This is a genomic window from Luteimonas sp. A611, assembly GCF_054072715.1.
The window spans coordinates 2103995-2120171 of record NZ_JBSVRP010000001.1 but is presented as its reverse complement, the minus strand read 5'-3'; the positions used below and the strand labels follow the sequence as shown (position 1 = coordinate 2120171).

16 protein-coding genes are annotated in these 16177 nt (G+C 69.0%); 13 read left to right on the top strand and 3 right to left on the bottom strand.

The genetic code is table 11. The annotated features are described in order from the left end of the window. The first annotated feature begins 26 nt into the window (after positions 1-26). Positions 27-2156: a glycoside hydrolase family 43 protein gene (locus ACW5EG_RS09490; RefSeq protein ID WP_457019630.1), complete on the top strand. Its 2130-nt coding sequence runs from the start codon at positions 27-29 to the stop codon at positions 2154-2156. 155 nt (positions 2157-2311) lie between these two features. Here ACW5EG_RS09490 and parE read toward each other — a convergent pair whose 3' ends face one another. Beyond that, a complete protein-coding gene (gene parE / locus ACW5EG_RS09485; RefSeq protein ID WP_457019629.1) occupies positions 2312-4201 on the bottom strand; it encodes a DNA topoisomerase IV subunit B in 1890 nt (629 codons plus the stop codon). A 215-nt stretch (positions 4202-4416) separates the two neighbouring features. Between parE and ACW5EG_RS09480 the strand changes: the two genes are divergently transcribed. From ACW5EG_RS09480 to truD, 8 genes are all read left to right on the top strand, one after another. Continuing rightward, on the top strand, positions 4417-6096 hold the full coding sequence (locus ACW5EG_RS09480) for a CTP synthase (RefSeq protein ID WP_457019628.1): 1680 nt from the start codon (positions 4417-4419) through the stop codon (positions 6094-6096). A gap of 133 nt (positions 6097-6229) precedes the next feature. After that, positions 6230-7063, top strand: a complete 834-nt coding sequence (gene kdsA, locus ACW5EG_RS09475) for a 3-deoxy-8-phosphooctulonate synthase (RefSeq protein ID WP_457019627.1) — start codon at positions 6230-6232, stop codon at positions 7061-7063. A 386-nt stretch (positions 7064-7449) separates the two neighbouring features. Further along, positions 7450-8736, top strand: coding sequence for a phosphopyruvate hydratase (eno, locus tag ACW5EG_RS09470; protein WP_457019626.1), 1287 nt, complete (start codon positions 7450-7452; stop codon positions 8734-8736). Positions 8737-8748: 12 nt separating this feature from the next. Next, positions 8749-9081: a cell division protein FtsB gene (gene ftsB, locus ACW5EG_RS09465; RefSeq protein ID WP_457019625.1), complete on the top strand. Its 333-nt coding sequence runs from the start codon at positions 8749-8751 to the stop codon at positions 9079-9081. Next, positions 9078-9839, top strand: coding sequence for a 2-C-methyl-D-erythritol 4-phosphate cytidylyltransferase (gene ispD / locus ACW5EG_RS09460; RefSeq protein WP_457019624.1), 762 nt, complete (start codon positions 9078-9080; stop codon positions 9837-9839). The genes ftsB and ispD overlap by 4 nt, the downstream gene beginning before the upstream one ends. Further along, positions 9836-10288 (top strand): hypothetical protein, encoded by a 453-nt coding sequence (locus tag ACW5EG_RS09455; protein WP_457019622.1) that lies wholly within the window; start codon positions 9836-9838, stop codon positions 10286-10288. Before ispD ends, ACW5EG_RS09455 begins: the two co-directional genes overlap by 4 nt. Beyond that, positions 10285-10764: a 2-C-methyl-D-erythritol 2,4-cyclodiphosphate synthase gene (ispF, locus tag ACW5EG_RS09450; protein WP_457019620.1), complete on the top strand. Its 480-nt coding sequence runs from the start codon at positions 10285-10287 to the stop codon at positions 10762-10764. The genes ACW5EG_RS09455 and ispF overlap by 4 nt, the downstream gene beginning before the upstream one ends. Further along, positions 10761-11843, top strand: a complete 1083-nt coding sequence (gene truD, locus ACW5EG_RS09445) for a tRNA pseudouridine(13) synthase TruD (protein ID WP_457019618.1) — start codon at positions 10761-10763, stop codon at positions 11841-11843. The genes ispF and truD overlap by 4 nt, the downstream gene beginning before the upstream one ends. A gap of 36 nt (positions 11844-11879) precedes the next feature. Here the strand turns inward: truD and ACW5EG_RS09440 are convergent, their stop codons facing one another. Beyond that, positions 11880-12419 carry a Smr/MutS family protein gene (locus tag ACW5EG_RS09440; protein ID WP_457019616.1) on the bottom strand — a complete coding sequence of 180 codons (540 nt, stop codon included), beginning with the start codon at positions 12417-12419 and terminating at the stop codon, positions 11880-11882. 103 nt (positions 12420-12522) lie between these two features. Here ACW5EG_RS09440 and surE point away from each other — a divergent pair, with 103 nt between their 5' ends. The 4 genes from surE to ACW5EG_RS09420 are packed head-to-tail and all read left to right on the top strand — an operon-like array spanning position 12523 to position 15466. After that, entirely contained in the window at positions 12523-13305 is a 783-nt protein-coding gene (surE, locus tag ACW5EG_RS09435) for a 5'/3'-nucleotidase SurE (RefSeq protein WP_457019615.1), read from the top strand. Further along, positions 13305-13988 (top strand): protein-L-isoaspartate(D-aspartate) O-methyltransferase, encoded by a 684-nt coding sequence (locus ACW5EG_RS09430; RefSeq protein WP_457019613.1) that lies wholly within the window; start codon positions 13305-13307, stop codon positions 13986-13988. Before surE ends, ACW5EG_RS09430 begins: the two co-directional genes overlap by 1 nt. Positions 13989-13992: 4 nt before the next feature. Next, a complete protein-coding gene (locus ACW5EG_RS09425) occupies positions 13993-14646 on the top strand; it encodes an exopolysaccharide biosynthesis protein (RefSeq protein WP_457019611.1) in 654 nt (217 codons plus the stop codon). A gap of 46 nt (positions 14647-14692) precedes the next feature. Beyond that, the gene (locus ACW5EG_RS09420) at positions 14693-15466 is read left to right on the top strand and encodes a peptidoglycan DD-metalloendopeptidase family protein (RefSeq protein ID WP_457019610.1); all 774 of its coding nucleotides are present in this window, start codon (positions 14693-14695) and stop codon (positions 15464-15466) included. A 323-nt stretch (positions 15467-15789) separates the two neighbouring features. Here the strand turns inward: ACW5EG_RS09420 and ACW5EG_RS09415 are convergent, their stop codons facing one another. Further along, positions 15790-16164 (bottom strand): Mth938-like domain-containing protein, encoded by a 375-nt coding sequence (locus ACW5EG_RS09415; RefSeq protein WP_457019609.1) that lies wholly within the window; start codon positions 16162-16164, stop codon positions 15790-15792. Positions 16165-16177 lie beyond the last annotated feature (13 nt).

Sequence of the window (16177 nt, the reverse complement as noted above, 5' to 3'; positions counted from 1 at the left end):
GTGCAGCTCGCCTCCGGGAGGTAGAAATGAAGTACGCGCTTTCGACCCTGCTGCTGCTCGCCTTGCTGTCCTGTCTTCCGGCAGCCGCGACATCGCCCGCCAGCTGGAGCGCCGACAACGGCAATGGCAGCTTCACCAATCCGCTGTTCTACGACGAGTTCTCCGACCCGGACCTGATCCGCGTCGGCGACTGGTTCTACATGACCGGCACCACCATGCACGCGGTGCCCGGCCTGCCGCTGCTGCGCTCGCGCGACCTGGTGAACTGGGAGTTCGTGTCGTATGCGATGCCCGCGTTCCCGCCGGGTCCGGAGTACCGGTTGGAACAGGGACAGGACCTCTATGGCCAGGGCATCTGGGCACCGGTGCTGCGCCACCATGCGGGACGGTTCCACATCTTCTCCAACATCAACGAACGCGGCCTGCACGTGTTCACCGCGAGCGGTCCGGCGGGGCCGTGGACGCATTCGGTGATCGACCGCAACCTGCACGACCTGTCGGTGCTGTTCGATGACGACGGGCGGGTGTGGGCGGTGTTCAATTACAACGAGGTGCGCCTGATCGAACTCAAGCCTGACCTGAGCGGCGTGGTCGAAGGCAGTGAGCGGGTGATCATCCCCGCCGGCAACGGCATGGGCGAGGGCCACCACTTCTACAAGGTGGACGGTCGCTACTTCATCATCAGCGCCAACTACGCGCCGGTGGGGCGCATGCAGGCCGCGCGCGCGGACCGGCTCGAGGGGCCCTGGGAAACGGTGGCGATCAGCGCCAGCGAGACCATGGGTTTCCAGCGCGGGTGGTGGGCGGATGGCCTTGGCCAGCGATCGCCGATTCCCACGGCGCAGACGCAGTTCCGGATGCACAAGCCGGCCGACAGCGAGCTAGGCGCGGTACCGCTGCACCAGGGCGGCATCGTGCAACTGGCCAGCGGCGAGTGGTGGGGCTTTTCGATGATGGATCTCAAGTCCATCGGCCGCACCACATTCCTTTCGCCGGTGACCTGGCACGAGGGCTGGCCGTACTTTGGCTTGCCCGGGAACCTCGGCCGCTCACCGCGCACCTGGCGCAAGCCCGACGTGGCCTTCGACACCAGGCCGCAGGCGCCATATCAGCGCAGCGACGACTTCTCCGCGCCGCAGCTGCAGCCGGTCTGGCAGTGGAACCATCAGCCGCACGACGGCAAGTGGTCGCTCTCCGAGCGGCCGGGCAGCCTGCGGCTGCATACGCTGCCGGCCCAAGGCTTCCTCACTGCGCGCAATACGCTCACCCAGCGCGTGGTCGGGCCCGAATCCACGGCGACGGTGACGCTGGACGCGTCCAGGCTGGCGCCCGGCGACATCGCCGGCCTGGGTCTGCTCAACATGCCGGCCGCATGGCTTGCGGTGGTGCAGGACCAGCACGGGCGCGTACTGCGCTGGCACAGCCAGCTGGACGACCGCCACGTCGACGTCCCGCTGCCGTCGGACACGGTGCAACTGCGCGTGCGCGGCGATCACGACCAGGACCTGGCGCAGTTCGCGTACAGCTTCGATGGGGCGCGGTTCACCGACATCGGCCAACTGGTGCGCCTGCCCTACCAGCTCAAGACGTTCCAGGGCACGCGCCATGCCCTGTTCGCGTACAGCAGTCGTGGAGTCGGCGGCGGGCATGCGGATTTCGACGACTTCCACGTCGAAGAGCCGTTGGCGGACCGTTCGCGCAACATCCCGCTGGGACAGGTGATCACGTTCGCCAACCTCGGCGATGACAGCGTCGGGCACGTGCACGCGCTGGGTGTGCTGCATCCCGTGGCCCGTGGTTCGGCGGAAGCCGGTACAGCGGCTGCGCGCTTCCGCGTGCACGATCGCGGCGACGGCGAGGTGGCGCTGGAGGCGATGGACGGAAGCGGCTTCCTGACCGTGGTCGGCATCGGCCTGTCGGCCGACGTGCGCCTGCTGCCAGAGCATCCCGTCGACAGCCGCTTCATGTGGCAGGACCTGCTGCGCGGCGAGTTCATGCTGCTGTCGATGAAGACGCACCGCTATCTCGGCATCCTGCCCGGCAGCGGCGAGCCCTACGGCGCGGACCGCCCCGGAACGCGGCCCGATCGCAGGGACGGCACCGTGTTGGCCTGGCGGAGCACGAAGGACGACAGGGCTGCAGGCGACGGGCGTTGAAGCGAGGCGCAAGTGAGGCCGCGCACGCCGTCAGCGCTACGGCTGGTGCGCTCCTGCATGCGTCCCCGCGCAGACGCCTGCACTGACCTATCTGCGAAATCCGCGTCAATCCGTGGCCAGGATCACTGCATCGACCAAGCCAATGACCGGCCCGCTCAGACCTCCAGCGTTGCCAGGTCGCCCTTCTGCTCCAGCCACGCCTTGCGGTCGCCCGCGCGCTTCTTCGCCAGCAGCATGTCCATCAGTCCGCGCGTGGCGACATCGTCGTCCACCGTCAGCTGCACCAGGCGGCGCGTGTCCGGATGGATGGTGGATTCGCGCAGCTGCGACGGGTTCATCTCGCCCAGGCCCTTGAAGCGGGTGACGTTGACCTGGCCCTTGAGCTTCTCGCGCGCGATTTTCTCCAGCAGCAGGCGCTTTTCCTCCTCGTCGAGCGCATAGAACACCTGCTTGCCCACGTCGACGCGGAACAGCGGCGGCATCGCCACGAAGATGTTGCCCGCGCGCACCAGCGCCGGGAAATGCTGCAGGAACAGCGCCGTCAGCAGGGTGGCGATGTGCAGGCCGTCGGAGTCGGCGTCGGCCAGGATCACCACCTTGCCGTAGCGCAGGCCGGAGATGTCGTCCTTGCCCGGGTCGCAGCCGATCGCGATCGCCAGGTTGTGCACCTCGTCCGAGGCCAGCACGCTGCCCGACGACACTTCCCAGGTGTTGAGGATCTTGCCGCGCAGGGGCAGGATCGCCTGGAAATCCTTGTCGCGCGCCTGCCGCGCGCTGCCGCCGGCCGAATCGCCCTCGACCAGGAACAGTTCGGTGCGCGACAGGTCCTGGCTGATGCAGTCGGCCAGCTTGCCCGGCAGGGCGGGGCCCTGGGTGACCTTCTTGCGGACGATCTGCTTCTCGGTTTTCAGGCGTGCACTGGCGCGGTCGATCGCCAGCTGCGCAATCCGGGTGCCCATCTCCACGTGCTGGTTGAGCCACAGGCTGAAGGCATCGTGCGCCGCGCCTTCGACCACGCCCGCGGCCTGGCGCGAGGACAGCCGCTCCTTGGTCTGGCCGCTGAACTGCGGATCGGTCATCTTCAGCGACAGCACGAAGGACACGCGATCCCACACGTCCTCCGGCGCCAGCTTCACGCCGCGCGGCAGCAGGCTGCGGAAATCGCAGAACTCGCGCAGCGCATCGGTAAAGCCGGTGCGCAGGCCGTTGACGTGGGTGCCGTGCTGGGCGGTCGGGATCAGGTTGACGTAGCTTTCCTGCACCAGCTCGCCTTCCGGCACCCAGGCCACGGCCCAGTCCACCGTCTCGCTGTCCCTGCGCAGCGCGCCGGTGAACAGGTCCGGCGGCAGCAGCTCACGGTCGGTAAGCGCGCCCTTGAGGTAGTCGCTCAGGCCGTCCTCGTAGTACCAGGTGTCGCGCTCGCCGCTGGCTTCGTCGAGCAGGGTGACGGTCAGGCCCGGGCACAGCACGGCCTTGGCGCGCAGCAGGTGGCGCAGGGCGCGCAGGCTGAACTTGGGGCTGTCGAAATACTTCGGATCCGGCCAGAAGCGAAGGCGCGTGCCGGTGTTCTTCCTGCCGACCGTGCCCACGACCTCGAGCGGCGTGGCGCGGTCGCCGTTGCGGAAACTGACGCGATGCTCGCTGCCCTCGCGCTTGATGTGCACCTCCACCAGGGTGGACAGCGCATTGACCACGCTCACGCCCACGCCGTGCAGGCCGCCGGAGAAGGTGTAGTTCTTGTTGTTGAACTTGCCGCCGGCGTGCAGGCGGGTGAGGATCAGCTCCACGCCGGGAATCTTCTCTTCCGGATGGATGTCCACCGGCATGCCGCGGCCGTCGTCGGACACCTCGCAGCTGCCGTCCTTGAACAGGATCACCGCGATCTCGCGCGCGTGCCCGGCCAGCGCCTCGTCCACCGCGTTGTCGACGACTTCCTGCGCCAGGTGGTTGGGCCGGGTCGTGTCGGTGTACATGCCCGGCCGGCGCTTGACCGGGTCCAGGCCGGAGAGGACTTCGATATCGGCGGCGTTGTAGCGGGAATTCATGCGGAGGCTGCGTTGGGGGCTGTACTGCGAGCCGCGCAGGATGCGGGGCGCCGCCGGGGTGGTCAAGGATCGGCGCGCGGCGTCGCGGATCCTGCGATCAGCGCTGGAACGGCGCGGGCGAAAGCCCGCCCGCCGGGGCCGCGCGCGCTCCCGCGGGGAGGCGGAGCAGGGCGCGACCCTGTAGAATGGGGCTTTCCAGCGGGTGCCTACTCCCCATGACGTCCCCCAGTCCCGTCACTCCCCTTGTCTTCGTCACCGGAGGCGTGGTGTCCTCGCTCGGCAAGGGCATTGCCGCTTCCTCGCTGGCCGCGATCCTCGAGGCCCGCGGCCTGCGGGTGACGATGATGAAGCTCGACCCGTACATCAACGTCGATCCGGGCACGATGAGCCCGTTCCAGCACGGCGAGGTCTACGTCACCGACGACGGCGCCGAGACCGACCTCGACCTCGGCCACTACGAGCGCTTCATCAACGTCCGCCTCAGCGGCAAGAATTCGATCACCACCGGCAAGATCTACGAGTCGGTGATCCGCAAGGAGCGCCGCGGCGACTACCTGGGCGCCACCGTGCAGGTGATCCCGCACATCACCGACGAGATCAAGCGCTGCATCGACGCAGCCACCCAGGGCTTCGACGTGGCCCTGGTGGAGATCGGCGGCACGGTGGGCGACATCGAGTCGCTGCCGTTCCTGGAGGCGATCCGCCAGATCCGCACCGACCGCGGCCCGGACAAGGCGATGTTCATGCACCTGACCCTGGTGCCCTACATCGCCGCCGCCGGCGAGCTCAAGACCAAGCCCACCCAGCACTCGGTGAAGGAACTGCGCTCGATCGGCATCCAGCCCGACGTACTGCTGTGCCGCAGCGAACAGCCGCTGCCGGACGGCGAGCGGCGCAAGATCGCCTCGTTCACCAACGTGTCGGAAAAAGCGGTGATTTCCGCGGTCGACCTGGACAACATCCACAAGCTGCCGATGTGGCTGCATGCGCAGGGCCTGGACGCGATCGTGGTCGAACGCCTGCACCTGGATGGCAAGGCCGCGCCCGCCGACCTGTCCGAATGGCTGGCGGTGGTGGATGCGACCGAATATCCGATCGACGAGGTCAATATTGCGGTGGTCGGCAAGTACGTCGACCACAAGGACGCCTACAAGTCGGTGGCCGAAGCGCTCAGGCACGGCGGCATCCGCCAGCGCACGCGCGTGCACCTGCACTGGATCGAATCACAGGACATCGAGCGGGACGGCGCGGACAAGGCGCTGGGACAGGTCGATGGCGTGCTGGTGCCGGGCGGCTTCGGCGATCGCGGCTTCGAAGGCAAGGTGCTGGCGGCGAAACACGCACGCGAGTGCGGCATTCCGTATTTCGGCATCTGCTACGGCATGCAGGCGGCGGTGGTGGATTTCGCCCGCCACGTGGCTGGCCTGGAGGGCGCCAACAGCACCGAGAACGACCGCCAGAGCCCGCATCCGGTGATCGGCCTGATCACCGAGTGGCGCACCAGCAGCGGCGATGTCGAAAAGCGCGACGAGAAGTCCGACCTCGGCGGCACCATGCGCCTGGGGCTGCAGGAGCAGCGCATCAAGCCCGGCACCAAGGCGCGCGAGCTGTACGGCAAGGACGTGGTCGGCGAGCGCCACCGCCACCGCTACGAGTTCAACAACCGCTATCGCACCCAGCTTGAAGACGCCGGCCTGGTGATCTCGGCCAAGTCGATGGACGACCTGCTGGTGGAGATGATCGAGCTGCCCACGCATCCCTGGTTCATCGCCTGCCAGGCGCATCCCGAGTTCCTGTCCACGCCGCGCAACGGACATCCGCTGTTCGTCGGCTTCGTGCGCGCTGCGCGCGAGCACAAGGCGGGCGGGAAGCTGCTCAAGGAAGCGAAGGCGTAGTGTTGGCCACGGATTTCGCGGATGAACGCGGATCCGATGGGCGAACCTGCTACCCGTCGCGCATCCGACGCCGGGCTGCTGTCTCTTATCCGTGTAATCCGCGTAAATCCGCGGCAAAAAAAAGGGTCTTCCCATGAACCTCTGCGGCTTCAAAGTTGGTCTCGACCAGCCCTTGTTCCTGATCGCCGGCCCCTGCGTGATCGAATCCGAGCAGCTGCAGCTGGATGTCGCCGGCAAGCTGAAGGAGATCACCGGCCGGCTCGGGATCAACTTCATCTTCAAGTCGAGCTTCGACAAGGCCAACCGCACCTCGGGCACCAGCTTCCGCGGCCCGGGCATGGAGGAAGGCCTGCGCGTGCTGTCGGAGGTGCGCCGCCAGCTTGGCGTGCCGGTGCTGACCGACGTGCACGAGTACACGCCGATGGATGAAGTGGCGTCCGTGGTCGACGTGCTGCAGACGCCCGCCTTCCTGGTCCGCCAGACCGATTTCATCAAGAAGGTCTGCAGCGCCGGCAAGCCGGTGAACATCAAGAAGGGCCAGTTCCTCTCGCCCTGGGACATGAAGCCGGTGGTGGAGAAGGCGCAATCGACCGGCAACGAGCAGATCATGGTCTGCGAGCGCGGCGCGAGCTTCGGCTACAACAACCTGGTCTCCGACATGCGATCGCTGGCCGTGATGCGCGAAACCGGCTGTCCGGTGGTGTTCGATGCGACCCATTCAGTGCAGCTGCCGGGCGGGCAGGGCAGCTCCAGCGGCGGCCAGCGCGAGTTCGTGCCGGTGCTGGCGCGCGCCGCCGTGGCAGTGGGCGTGGCGGGCGTGTTCATGGAAACCCATCCGGATCCGTCCAAGGCCCTGTCCGACGGCCCCAATGCCTGGCCGCTGGACCGGATGGAAGGCCTGCTCGAAACGCTCCTGGAACTCGATGCGGTGACCAAGCGGCACGGCTTCGCGGAGCAGTCGCTCTAGCCAGGCTCCGTTGCGGGGCGGGTGTTCAAGCTGGTCAGGTAGATCCCTGCTGTGGGCAGGGTGGTTTGCACTCGCCTTCGCAAACCGCCAACCATGTCTGCAGCGGCGTTGCGGGGGCTGTTGCCGCGAAATCAAGGAGGAGGCGGCGGCCAGCGGCCGGCGCCGGGGGACATTCGCGGCAACAGCCCCCGTAACGCAGCCTCCCGTATCCCCGCACGCGCACGCTCTCGGGCACCTGCCAGCCGCGTACCTGGCCCGCGCAGGCGATGCTTTCCCCGGCAACCGAACCACTCGCAAGTCGCGGAATCCAGTAAGGAAACCCGGCACGCCCCGCCGTGCTCCGTTAAACTCACCGCCGACTCCACCCACCGGACGTTTTCGCCTCCATGACCAGCATCGCCAGGATCCACGCCCGCGAAATCCTCGACTCCCGCGGCAATCCCACCCTTGAAGCCGAAGTCACCCTCGAGGATGGATCGTTCGGCCGCGCCGCCGTCCCGTCCGGCGCCTCCACCGGCGCCAAGGAAGCCGTGGAACTGCGCGATGGCGACAAGACCCGCTACCTCGGCAAGGGCGTGCTGAAGGCGGTCGGCAACGTCAACGGCACCATCGCCGAGACCCTCGCCGACTTCGACGCCTACGACCAGGCGGGCCTCGACAAGCGCCTGATCGATCTCGACGGCACCGAGAACAAGGGCCGCCTCGGCGCCAACGCCCTGCTCGCCGTGTCGCTGGCCAACGCCCACGCGGTCGCGGCCTCGAAGAAGCTGCCGCTGTGGAAGCACCTCGCCAACGGCCGCGCGCCGGTGCTGCCGGTGCCGATGATGAACATCATCAACGGCGGTGCGCACGCCGACAACAACGTCGACTTCCAGGAATTCATGGTGCTGCCGGTGGGCTCGGTCTCGTTCTCCGAGGCCCTGCGCTGCGGCACCGAGATCTTCCACGCGCTCAAATCGGTGCTCAAGGGCCACGGCCTGAGCACTGCGGTGGGTGACGAAGGCGGCTTCGCGCCTGATTTCCGCAGCAACGTCGAGGCGCTCGACACCATCCTCGAAGCGATCGGCAAAGCCGGCTACGCCGCCGGCGACGACGTGCTGCTGGGCCTGGACGTGGCCTCCAGCGAGTTCCACGACAACGGCAAGTACAACCTGGTCGGCGAGAACAAGCGCTTGACCAGCGAACAGTTCGTCGACTTCCTCGCAGACTGGGCCGCGCAGTATCCGATCGTCAGCATCGAGGACGGCTTGGCCGAGGACGACTGGGCCGGCTGGAAGCAGCTCACCGAGCGCGTCGGCAACAAGGTGCAGCTGGTCGGCGACGACCTGTTCGTGACCAACCCGAAGATCTTCAAGCAGGGCATCGACAGCGGCACGGCCAATGCCATCCTGATCAAGGTCAACCAGATCGGCACGCTGACCGAGACGCTGGAAGCCATCGCCATGGCCGATGCGGCGAACTACGCGGCGGTGGTTTCGCACCGCTCCGGCGAGACCGAGGACACCACGATCTCGGACATCGCCGTGGCCACCACTGCGACCCAGATCAAGACCGGCTCGCTGTCCCGCAGCGACCGCGTGGCCAAGTACAACCAGCTGCTGCGCATCGAGGAGGCGCTCGGCGCGGGCGCGAAGTACGCCGGCCGCGACGCGTTCGTCTCGCTCAAGCGCTGACGGTACTGCGCCATGCGCTGGTTGCGCGTTCTGCTGCTGGCGCTGGTGGTGCTGCTTGGATTCCTGCAGTACCGCCTGTGGTTCGGCAACGGCGGCCGGCATGCGGTCGAGGTGCTCGACACGCGCGTGCAGGAGCAGCGCAGGCAGAACGAAGGCCTCGGCCAGCGCAACGCCGCGCTGGCCGCCGAAGTGGCGGACCTCAAGTCCGGCGAAGCGGCGATCGAGGAGCGTGCGCGCAACGAGCTGGGCATGATCCGGCCGGGCGAGACCTTCTACCGCGTGGTCGACGGCGAGCGCACGCCGGCGCCCGCGCCAGCGCCTGAAGGTGAGGAAGAAAGGCCATGAATCCCCTGACGGCAACCCCGGCGTTGTCGCCCGCAGTGGCGCGACCCGTCCAGGCCTGGGCCATCCTGCCGGCTGCCGGGCGTGGAGAACGCTTCGGCGGCACGCTGCCCAAGCAGTACGTCGAGGTCGCGGGCCGACCGCTGATCGCGCACGCGCTCGAGGCTCTGCTCTCGCATCCTGGCGTATGTGGCGCGGTGGTGGCGCTTGCGGCGGACGATCCGTTCTGGCCGGGCTGGAGTTCGATCGCCGGCAAGCCGCTGCTGCGTGCCACCGGCGCCGACACGCGCGCCGGCTCGGTGCTGGCCGCACTGCAGGCATTGCCCGACGAGGTGCGCGCCGACGAGTTCGTGCTGGTGCACGATGCGGCGCGCCCGAACCTGTGCCACGCCGACCTGGGCGCGCTGCTCGAACGCGGTCGCAACGATCCGGTGGGTGCGATTCTGGCGGCACCGGTGCGCGACACGCTCAAGCGCGCCGGCGACGACGGCGGCATCGACGCCACCGAGCCGCGCGAGCGGCTGTGGCGCGCGCTGACGCCGCAGCTGTTCCGGCGCCTGCAGCTCACGCGCGCGCTCGAGGCCGCGCGCGATGCCGGCGTCGAGGTCACCGACGAGGCAATGGCGATGGAACGCCAGGGTATGCGTCCGCTGCTGGTCGAGGGCGACGAGGACAATTTCAAGATCACCACCGTCAGCGACCTCGCCAGGTTCGAATTCCTGCTGTCGCGGCGGCCATCGGGCGAGGCAACGGCGGCATGAGGATCCTGGCGGCACTTGCGCTGGCGGGCATGGCCTCGTCGCTTCCAGGTGCAAGCGCGTGGGCACAGGCGCCGACCGACGGCCTCGAAGCTTGCGTGGTGGCCGCGGCCGGCGCCGACGACAGGCGCGTGCTGGCCCAGTGGATGTTCTCGGCGCTAGCGCTGCATCCCGACCTTGCCGACATGGCCCGCGTCAGCGACGCGCAGCGCAACGATGCGAGCAGGAGGATGGGCGAGGTGCTGGAGCGTTTCCTCACCGTGGACTGCGCCGAGCAGGCAGCAAGGGCCTTTCGCACCGGCGGTGCGGAGATGGCGTTCCATCGTGCCTTCGTGCGCGTCGGCCAGCTGGCGGGCGAAAGCCTGTTCAACGATCCGGGCGTGGCCGCCGCCGGGGACGAAGTCGTCAACCATGTCGACATCCACCGCATCGCCGAGCTGCTGAAGCCATGAACATCCGCATTGGACAGGGTTACGACGTGCACGCCTTCGGTGAAGGCGACCACGTGATGATCGGCGGCGTGCGCGTGCCGCATGACTGTGGCGTGCTCGCGCACAGCGATGGCGACGTGGTCCTGCACGCGCTGTGCGACGCGATGCTTGGTGCCCTGGCGCTGGGCGACATCGGCGTCCACTTTCCGCCGTCCGATCCGCGCTGGAAAGGTGCCGACAGCCGCGTCTTCGTCCGTCACTGCAATGAACTGCTGCGCGCGCGCGGCTGGCAAGTGGGCAATGCCGACGTGACCGTGGTCTGCGAGCGTCCGAAGATCGGCCCGCACGCGCAGGCGATGCGTGAATCGATCGCCGCCGACCTGGGCCTTGGCATCGACGCGATCAGCGTCAAGGCCACCACCAGTGAGCGCCTGGGCTTCACCGGCCGCGGCGAAGGCATCGCCGCGCTGGCGGCCTGCCTGCTCGTGCGCGCGTGAGCGACGGTCCCGCCGCCCTGCCGCGGGCGCATGGCGCGCCCGTGCTGCAGGCCTCCATCCGGCAGGCGCCGGAGGATTTCATCGTCGACGAGATCGACGGGTTCGAGGCCAGTGGCAGCGGCGAACACCTGCTGCTGACGGTCGAAAAGCGCGCGATCAACACCGCCTTCGTCGCGCGCCGGATCGCGCAGTGGGCCGGCGTGGCCGAATCCGCCGTCGGCTACGCAGGAATCAAGGACCGCCACGCGCTCACGCGGCAGCGTTTCACGGTGCAACTGCCGGGGCGCGAGGCGCCGGAGCTGGAGCTGCTTGCGTTCGAGGACGCTGCAAGTGGCGAGGCGCTGCGCGTGCTGGATGCCGCGCGCCACTCACGCAAGCTGCCGCGCGGTGCGCTGGCCGGCAACCGCTTCGTGCTGACGCTGCGCGATGTGCGCGGCGAACCCGACGCCATCGAGGCGCGGCTGCAGGGGATCCGCGACCGGGGCGTGCCCAACGGCTTCGGCGGACAGCGCTTCGGGCACGGCGGCGGCAACGTCGGCAAGGCCCTGGCGATGTTCTCCGGCCGCCGGGTGCGCCGCGAGGAGCGCTCGATGCTGCTCTCGGCCGCACGTTCGGCACTGTTCAACCGCGTGCTGGCCGCGCGCGTGGCCGCGGGCAACTGGGACCAGGGCCTCGACGGCGAGGTGTGGATGCTCGACGGCAGCCGCAGCGTGTTCGGGCCGCAGACACATGATCCGGAACTGGACGCCCGGCTTGCGGCGTTCGACATCCACCCGACCGCACCGCTGTGGGGTCGCGGCGAACTGCGCAGCCAGGACCGGGCGCTGGAACTGGAAACAGCGGCGCTCGACGAGCCCGTTGCGCTGCGCCTGCGCCAGGGACTCGAGGCCGCCGGGCTGCGCCAGGAGCGGCGCGCAACGCGACTGCGCGTGGAAGGCCTTGAATGGTCCTGGCTTCCGGACGGCGCCCTGCGGCTTGCTTTCGCGCTGCCGCCCGGCAGCTATGCGACCAGCGTGCTGTTTGAACTGGGCACGATTGCGGACGCGGCCGCGGCCGTGGGCGACCAGTCGTCGGAATAACGCGCGGCGGTCATGCCTGCGTGGCGCCGGCTGCGCCTAGCGCGGCCTGAGCAGCACCAGCACTGCACCGGTGCCGCCCTGCGCCGCTGGCGTGGAATGGAAGGCCAGCACGTCGCTGCGCTGGCGCAGCAGCCGGTCGACCAGGTTCTTCAGCACCGGCACGCCGCCAGAACCCAGACCCTTGCCGTGAATCACGCGCACGCAGTGCGCGCCACGGTCGCGCGCATCGCGCAGGAAGTTGCGCAACAGGGCTTCGGCACCCACGGCAGTGGCGTGATGCAGGTCCAGTTCGTCCTGCGCCGCGTACTCGCCCTGGGCGAGGCGCTTGAGCACGCGTGCGGACACTTCATCGCGGCGGTAACGCAGGGCGTCCCCGGCCTCGACGTGACCCGCGCCCAGCAGGCCCTGCAACTCGCTCCTGGCCTCGGCCTCGTCCAGGTCGGCCATTCGCGTGGCGGGGCGCGGCTTGGGCCGCTGCGGCGGTGCCTCGGCCGGCGGCAGTTCGCGCACCGGCCCGATCGCGCTGCGGAACAGCGCCGCATCGTCGTCGTCGGGCGGCTTGCGGTCGTGGCTCATGCGCAAAGTATGCCGCGATCGGCGGTGAGGGTCCGGCCTGGTGCGACGCGCATCCGGTATCATGCATGCGACATCGGCAAGGCAGGGGTGGATCCGGAGTTTCATGCGCGTACTGGTCAGCAACGATGACGGCGTCGATGCCCCGGGCATCCGCATCCTCGCGCAGGGCCTGCGCGATGCCGGACACGAGGTCCTGATCGTCGCGCCGGACCGCGACCGCTCCGGTGCCAGCAATTCGCTCACCCTGGACATGCCGCTGCGCGTGCAGCAGCTCGAGAAATCCGTGTGGCGCGTGTACGGCACGCCCACCGATTGCGTGCACGTGGCAATCACCGGCATGTTCGACGAAGAGCCCGACATCGTCGTGTCCGGGATCAACAACACCGCCAACCTCGGAGACGACGTGATCTATTCGGGCACCGTCGCCGCGGCGATGGAAGGGCGCTTCCTCGGCCTGCCGGCGATCGCGATGTCGCTGGCCACTGCCAACCACGACGGGCGCCACTACGAGACCGCGGCGCGCGCGGCGGTGGAGATCGTGGAACGGCTGAAGGACGATCCGCTGCCGGCCGACACCATCCTCAACGTCAACGTGCCCGACCGCGAATGGAGCGAGATCGCCGGCTTCGAGGTCACGCGCCTGGGCAACCGCCACCGCGCCGAGCCTTGCACGAAGCAGGTGGATCCGCGCGGCCGCACCTGGTGGTGGATCGGCGCGGCCGGTCCGGAAATGGACGCAGGCCCCGGCACCGATTTCCACGCGGTGCGCTTCGGCCACATCTCGATCACCCCGATCCACGTCGACCTGACCCGCTACCAGGCGCTGGAGCAGGTGGCGAGCTGGGTCGGAAGCCTCGCGGCCGAGCTGAAGGAGCCGCGGCGGTGATGACGCCGCGCCTGCGCCTGCAGCCCGAAGCGATCGGGGTCGGCATGACCTCGCAGCGTGTGCGCGACCGCCTGATCGAGCGCCTGCGCGCCAACGGCATCGTCGACGAGCGCGTGCTCAACGCGATCCGCACCGTGCCACGCCACCTGTTCGTCGACGAGGCGCTGGCCACGCGCGCCTACGAGGACACCGCGCTGCCGATCGGCCACGGCCAGACCATCTCGCAGCCCTGGGTCGTGGCGCGCATGACCGAGGCGCTGTTCGAGGACGGCCACCAGCCGCTGCGCGTGCTGGAAGTCGGCACCGGCTCGGGCTACCAGGCTGCGGTGCTGGCCGCGCTCGGGCTGGAGGTGCACACCGTCGAGCGCATCGGCGACCTGCTGCGTGTCGCGCGCAAGCGCTTCCGTTCGCTCGGCTTGAACGTGCGCAGCAAGCACGACGATGGCCGCGCCGGCTGGGCCGAGAACGGCCCCTACGATGGCATCCTGGTCACCGCGGGAGCCGCGGCGCTGGTGGACGCGCTGACCGAACAGCTTGCACCCGGCGGCGTGCTGGTCGCGCCGGTGGGCGTGGCCAACGCCCAGCAGTTGCTGATGCTCCGCAAGCAGGTCGATGGCGCGCTGGAGCGGCGCGACCTCGGCCCGGTGGTGTTCGTGCCGCTGCTGTCGGGCACCCTGGACTGAGCCGATGGAAGCAGACAAGCACGCCGCGCGCGACGCGGGCGAGGGGAGCCTCGGCGCGCAGATCGAAGGCATGATCGAGCGCATGCCGCCCGACCACGTGAGCCTGGGCGAGCTGCTGGACCTGTTCGGCGACGAAGGCCTGCTGCTGCTCACGATCCTGCTGACCCTGGTGTTCCTGATCCCGGTCTCGATCCCGGGCGTGAGCACGGTGTTCGGCGCGGCGATCCTGCTGGTCGGCGTCAGTCGCCTGCTCGGGCGGCAGCTCTGGGTGCCCGCGCGCGTGCGCGATCGGCGCCTGCCGTCCGACCGCCTGCGCCCCGGCCTGGTCGGCGGACTGCGCTGGGTGGCGCGGCTGGAGCGGCTGAGCCGGCCACATCGGCTGTCGGCGCTGGTGGACGGGCGCGTGCAGGACATCGTCAACAATCTCGTTTTCATCGCCGCGGCCCTGCTGCTGATGGTGCCGTTCAGTTTCGTGCCTTTCAGCAACACCATTCCTGCGCTGGCGCTGCTGGCGTACGCCATCGGTTTCATCCAGCGCGACGGCGGCGCGGTGCTGCTCGGTCATCTGGCCAACATCGGCACCGTGGTCTATTTCAGCGTGCTGATCGGCGGCGGCGGGCTGGTTGCGCAGGAACTGTTCAAGCGCCTTGCGGGATGATGGCCGCGCCGCCACCGTTCCGCCGGACCGAAGGACCATACGGAAGATGACGACACGATCGCGAACGCCCGCAGCAGCCGTGCTTGCGCTGCTGTGCCTGTTCCTGCTCGCCGCTTGCAGCAGCACGGTCGTGCGCACGCCCGGCAGCGCGGGTTCGCCCAGGGTGTCCACGCCCAAGCCCGGCGCCAGCGTCGTGGTCAGTCGGGGCGACACGCTGTACCGGCTCGCGGTGAACAACGGCATCAGCGCAATGGATCTGGCCCTGTGGAATGGCGTCCGCGCGCCGTACACGATCTACCCCGGCCAGCGCCTGCGGCTTTATCCGCAGTCCGGCTCGCAGGCATCGCGCACGGCCGCGACGCGCAACACGTCCGGCACCACGCAGCGTCCGCCGGTGCGGCCCACGCAGGCGCCACCGCAGGCGACCACGCCGCCGCCCCCGCGCAGCAGCGTGTCCTGGCGCTGGCCCACCGATGGCCAGATCCTCAACCGCTTTACCGCCGGCGATCCCACCCGCCAGGGCGTGGATATCACCGGCAAGGGCGGCCAGCCGGTGCGCGCGGCGGGTGACGGGGTGGTGGTGTATTCGGGTTCGGGCCTGGTCGGTTACGGCGAGCTGGTCATCGTCAAGCACGACGAGCAGTGGCTCTCGGCCTACGGCCACAACCGCAGCCGCCTGGTCAACGAGGGCGCCCGGGTCAAGGCGGGCGAGCAGATCGCTGAAATGGGCAGCACCGGTGCCTCACGGGAGATGCTGCATTTTGAGATCCGCTACAACGGCAAGCCTGTCGACCCGCTGCAGTACCTGCCGCGTCGCTGAGGCTTCGTGCCGGGCGGATGCGCCGGGGGTTCTTGGGCGCTCCGCGGTCGGGAATTGCTCCCGTACGCGCCCGGATGATCAACATGGATCCCGGCGTGCGCAGGGATCACGACCTGGCGACAGGGTCGTCAGTCGCCACGTCACCGGGCCGCTACGCCCTTGTTCGTCATGCTGGCATCCATGTCGCTTTTCGCGAGAACGCATTCCGCCCGCGGCACGACAGCCCTATGCCAGCGAACGCGGGCACCCATGTCGTCCTTGGGAGAAACGGATCCGGGGTGCGACACGAATGCCTTGCGACGTCAGCCACGCCGCCACCGTCCTCACGCCCCGAGGATGAACCCCGCCACCACGCGCCGCCCTTCGCCCGCGAGCACGTTGTAGGTGCGCGCGGCGGCGGCGTTGGTCATGGACTCCAGGCCGATGCCGCGCGACAGGCAGGCCGCCAGCACCTCCTGCGATGGGAACGCCTGGCTGCCGCCACAGCCGAGCAGGATCAGCTCCGGCTCCAGCGCGAACAGGGGCGCCAGCTCGGCGACCTGCAGGGTCAGGGCGTCCGCCACCGGCCAGCCTTCGACCAGCCGGTCCGGAGCGACGATGAAGCTGACCTCCAGGCGGCGCTGGTTGACCAGGGCCGAGCGCCCGTCCGCGCCGCGCAGGAAGAATTCGAAATCGGGTTGTTCGTGGAACAGTTGCATGGCGGTTGCCGCG